Origin of the sequence: Thermoflexus sp. (genome assembly GCF_042408365.1) — a bacterium.
Classification (GTDB): Bacteria; Chloroflexota; Anaerolineae; order Thermoflexales; family Thermoflexaceae; genus Thermoflexus.
The window spans coordinates 1-4,266 of the sequence record NZ_JBHOQJ010000175.1 but is presented as its reverse complement, the minus strand read 5'-3'; the positions used below and the strand labels follow the sequence as shown (position 1 = coordinate 4,266).

The following is a 4,266-nucleotide window of genomic DNA, read 5'->3' as shown; positions in this document are numbered from 1 at the left end:
GGCCGCGGGGAGGGGGGTAGGGCCCTTCCGCCGCTTCGCGGGATCTCCAAACTGAATGGGGCCATGCTGAATAGAGTGAGGAAAAGCCCTCCGCGGAGCAGGTTCAGTTGTCGAATCTGAACAAAGGGAAGATGATAACGGTAGATCGCCCAGCGACGCGCTGGCATCTCGAGCATTCAAATTTCAAGGCTTGGAAGGGAGGTCCAATGCCGTTCGCCGATAAGCTGTTAACCTGTGAGAAGTGCGGACGACCGTTTGTGTTCACCGTGACCGAGCAGCGACGCATGGTGGAGGCTGGCCAGCCGCTGGTCGAGCCGACGATGTGCCCCAGGTGTCGGGCCGAGGCGGCCAAGCCGAAGCGAAAGCTTGAGCCCGGACGAACTTATGAAGGCCGGGTGAAGTGGTTTAACCCAGAGAAGGGTTACGGGTTCATCCGGTGCGAGGATGGCACCGAAATCTTCTTCCATCGAACCGCGATCTTACGCCCCGGGCTGGCCCTGGAGGCTGACCAGCCGGTTACATTCGAGGTGGAGCTCACCCCAAAGGGGCCTCAAGCCGTTCGGGTGACGCCGATCCCCACGTCGACATCGCCCGTCTCAGAATCTGAGCGCTCGGCCGGGTAACTCGGCAGGCGGGAGATGGATCGGGAACGCCTGTATCGCACAGAGGCGATCATCCTCCGGCGGTCCGACTTTGGGGAGGCGGATCGCCTGCTCACCATTCTGACGCCGGAGTTGGGGAAGCTCCGCGTGTTGGCCAAGGGAGCCCGGAAGATCCGAAGCCGGAAGGCAGGTCATCTGGAGCGATTTATGCGAACCTCCCTGCTTCTCGCTCGAGGGCGGGAGCTGGATCTGATCAGCCAGGCAGAGGTGATCGCCCCCCACCCCCACCTCCGGGAGGATCTGGCCCGCAGCGCGATGGCCCATTATGTGGCGGAGCTGGCGGAGATCTTCGCACCAGAGGGGGAGGAGAGCCGAGCCCTGTATCGATTGCTGGCCGAAACGCTGGATCGACTGGATGGGGAAGCCGATCCCCAGCGGGCCCTCCGTTATTACGAGCTCCACCTTCTGGAGCTCGCAGGGTTCCGTCCACAGGTGGAATTCTGCGTCGGATGTGGGGAGCCGCTCCGAGAGGAACGTGGGCCTTACGGCTTCGCTTCCGAGCGGGGAGGCGTTCTCTGCCCCCGGTGCGCCCCTCGGTTCCCAACGGCCCGCCCCCTGAGCCGCCGGGCCTTGAAGGGCATGCGCTTTATTCTCCGAAGCCCTTATCCGGCCTTCCGAGCGGCCCCGTTCAGCCCGCCCACCCTGCAGGAGCTTGGCGAGGTGGTCGGGCGCTATCTCCTGACCATTATGGAGCGCCGCCCACGTTCCCTGGCGTTCCTCAGCGAGCTCACCCGCGCTGCCCTGGAGGCCGGCCATCCCGGGGAGAGGGAGCCAGGCGGCGCTTGATGCGGCGATGCCGCTGGCAACTCCTCGGGCGATCCGGGCAGGGTTGCTTCGGCGTTTTTTGCTGTCCCCTTTCGCGTTAATTTAAAATGAAGGGATCGCCATGGAATCTATCGTAGGCTGATGGCGGATCCTGAGTTGAGGAGGCGTGCCATGGCGGTGCGGACGATCTACATGGATCACTCGGCCACCACCCCAGTGGATCCCCGGGTGCTGGAGGCGATGCTGCCTTATTTCACTGAGATCTATGGAAACTCGGCTTCCATCCATCGGGTCGGACGGGCGGCGGCGAAGGCGCTGGAGGAAAGCCGTCGCACGGTATCGGCCATCTTGGGGTGTCATCCCACCGAGATCGTATTCACCGGCTCGGGGACTGAAAGCGACAACCTGGCCCTGCGGGGGGTGGCCTTCGCCCAGCGCCGGGCCGGCCGGGGGAACCATATCATTGTGTCCTCGGTGGAGCATCACGCCGTGCTGAACACCGCCCGGCAACTTGAAGAGGTTTTCGGCTTCGAGGTTACGTACTTGCCGGTCGATGAATACGGCATGGTGGATCCGGATGACGTCGGTCGGGCGATTCGAAAGGATACGGTCCTGATCAGCGTAATGTATGCCAACAACGAGGTGGGGACGATCCAGCCCATCCCCGAGATCGCCCGCATCGCCCGCGCGAAGGGGATCCCGTTCCACACCGACGCAGTCCAGGCCGGCGGGATGTTGGATCTGGACGTCGGCCGGCTGGGGGTGGATCTGCTCACCCTCTCCGCCCATAAATTCTATGGCCCGAAGGGGGTGGGATTGCTTTACATCCGCCAGGGGACACCTTACCTCCCGGCCATCACCGGCGGGGGGCATGAGCGTGGCCGACGGGCGGGCACGGTGAACGTGGCCGGGATCGTTGGGCTGGCCACTGCCCTGCGCCTGGCTCAGGAGAGCCGCGAGAGCGAGAACGCCCGGCTGCGACGGCTGCGAGATCGGTTAATCCAAGGGATCCTGGAGCGGGTCCCTGAGGCCCGCCTCACCGGCCATCCAACCGAGCGCCTGCCGCACCACGCGAGTTTCAGCTTCAAGGGGATCAACGGGGAGGAGCTGCTTCTGGCCCTGGATGTAGAGGGGATCGCGGCCAGCACCGGCTCCGCGTGCACCAGCGGCCGTCCGGAGCCCTCGGAGGTGCTGCTGGCGATGGGCCTCCCCCATGAATGGGCCGTGGGCTCCCTCCGGCTCACCCTGGGGAAGTCGAACACGGAGGAGGACATCGACATCGTCCTGGAGGTCCTCCCCCGAGCCGTCGCGCGGTTGCGGGCGATGCAGACGGTGGAGGTATGATGAGGTTGCCCGCTGCGGTTTTCCTAAAAGGACTGGAAAAGAGCGCTTCTTCCCGAGTTGTTGGACACAACGGAACGCCCTTTTAAGCAGTTTCCCAGAGATTTTGGGGGGCAGGGGCCATCGGTCTTCCCCATTGGGTGAAGTGGTCCGGCTGGATCGTTACAGGGTTTACAAATCAGAGCGTGAATGGAGCGAGGGCGCTGGATGACGCGTGTGGTGGTGGCGATGAGCGGCGGCGTGGACAGCAGCGTCGCCGCCGCCCTGCTGGTGGAGCAGGGATACGAGGTGATCGGGATCATGTTGCGCCTGTGGGGGGAGGGCGGGGATGCCCACGCCTCAACCAATCGTTGTTGCACCCTGGAGGATATGGAGTTGGCTTACCGGGTGGCCGATCACCTCGGCATCCCGTTCTATGTTCTCAATGTGGCGGATTTCTTCAAGAAGACCGTCGTCGATTTCTTTATCAATGAGTATCTGGCGGGGCGTACCCCCAACCCGTGCCTCCGCTGCAATCGTCTTGTCCGCTTCGACTGGTTGCTCCGGCGGGCCCTGGCCCTGGGGGCCGAATACCTCGCCACCGGGCATTACGCTCGGGTCCGCTCGGTGGACGGACGGTATCAGCTGCTGCGGGGGGTGGATCCCCGCAAGGATCAGTCGTATGTCCTGGCCGTCCTGGGGCAGCATGAGCTGCGACACGCGATGTTCCCCGTTGGGGGTTACACCAAGGACGAGGTCCGCGCCCTGGCCCATCGTTTCGGCCTCCCGGTCGCCGAGAAACCCGAGAGCCAGGATCTCTGTTTCCTCGCTGATGGGGATTATCGAGCGTTCCTGCGCCGTCACGCCCCGGAGGCTCTCCGGCCCGGTCCGATCAAAGACACGCGCGGCCGGATCCTAGGGCAGCATCATGGGCTGGCGTTCTACACCATCGGCCAGCGGCGCGGCCTGGGGATCGCCGCGGGGGTCCCCCTCTATGTGGTGGATCTCGATCCGCTGGAGAACACCGTGGTTGTGGGGACCGCGGAGGAGCTCGGCCGCCGGTCCTGCCTCTTGGAGGGCGTTCACTTCGTCAGCGGCGAGACCCCCGCCGGCCCATTCCGGGCCACAGTGAAGATCCGATACCGCGCCCGTGAGGTCCCGGCCTGGATCATCCCGCTCCCGGACCGACAGGCGTGGGTGGTGTTCGATGAGCCCATGCGGGATCTCACCCCCGGACAGGCTGCCGTAATGTACGATGGAGAGGTCGTCTTGGGGTTAGGAACCATCACGCGAGCGGAGCGAGAGCCCCCTCTGGAGGTGAGGGAAGCGATCCGTGCTTGCGAGGCCCAGCCAGTCTAAGGCGCTCTGGGTTGGAGGATCCCTTCGCTTCATTCCTCTGCTGCTCTCCTCTCTCCTCTGTTGCCTGATGCGGTGAAGCGCTTCCGCATCCGATCCCCCGTCAGGCTGTTCAATGTTCTAACCATTTGGGGTTTTCTAGGGCTGGGCCGGGGGCCTTCGG

Annotated in this window: 4 protein-coding genes and 1 pseudogene; all 5 read left to right on the top strand. The window is 64.2% G+C overall.

Translation table 11 applies throughout. The features are described from left to right. Nucleotides 1-131 precede the first annotated feature (131 nt). Nucleotides 132-338: pseudogene (locus ACFMO5_RS08140) on the top strand (zinc-ribbon domain containing protein); the annotation flags it as partial. Continuing rightward, entirely contained in the window at nucleotides 321-623 is a 303-nt protein-coding gene (locus ACFMO5_RS08135) for a cold-shock protein (RefSeq protein WP_376792252.1), read from the top strand. The pseudogene ACFMO5_RS08140 and the gene ACFMO5_RS08135, both read left to right, overlap by 18 nt. 15 nt (nucleotides 624-638) lie before the next feature. Further along, nucleotides 639-1,448 carry a DNA repair protein RecO gene (gene recO / locus ACFMO5_RS08130; RefSeq protein WP_376792251.1) on the top strand — a complete coding sequence of 270 codons (810 nt, stop codon included), beginning with the start codon at nucleotides 639-641 and terminating at the stop codon, nucleotides 1,446-1,448. Between the two features lie 150 nt (nucleotides 1,449-1,598). Continuing rightward, the gene (locus ACFMO5_RS08125; RefSeq protein ID WP_376792250.1) at nucleotides 1,599-2,771 is read left to right on the top strand and encodes a cysteine desulfurase family protein; all 1,173 of its coding nucleotides are present in this window, start codon (nucleotides 1,599-1,601) and stop codon (nucleotides 2,769-2,771) included. Nucleotides 2,772-2,975: 204 nt separating this feature from the next. Beyond that, the gene (gene mnmA, locus ACFMO5_RS08120) at nucleotides 2,976-4,106 is read left to right on the top strand and encodes a tRNA 2-thiouridine(34) synthase MnmA (protein WP_376792249.1); all 1,131 of its coding nucleotides are present in this window, start codon (nucleotides 2,976-2,978) and stop codon (nucleotides 4,104-4,106) included. Nucleotides 4,107-4,266: the final 160 nt, after the last annotated feature.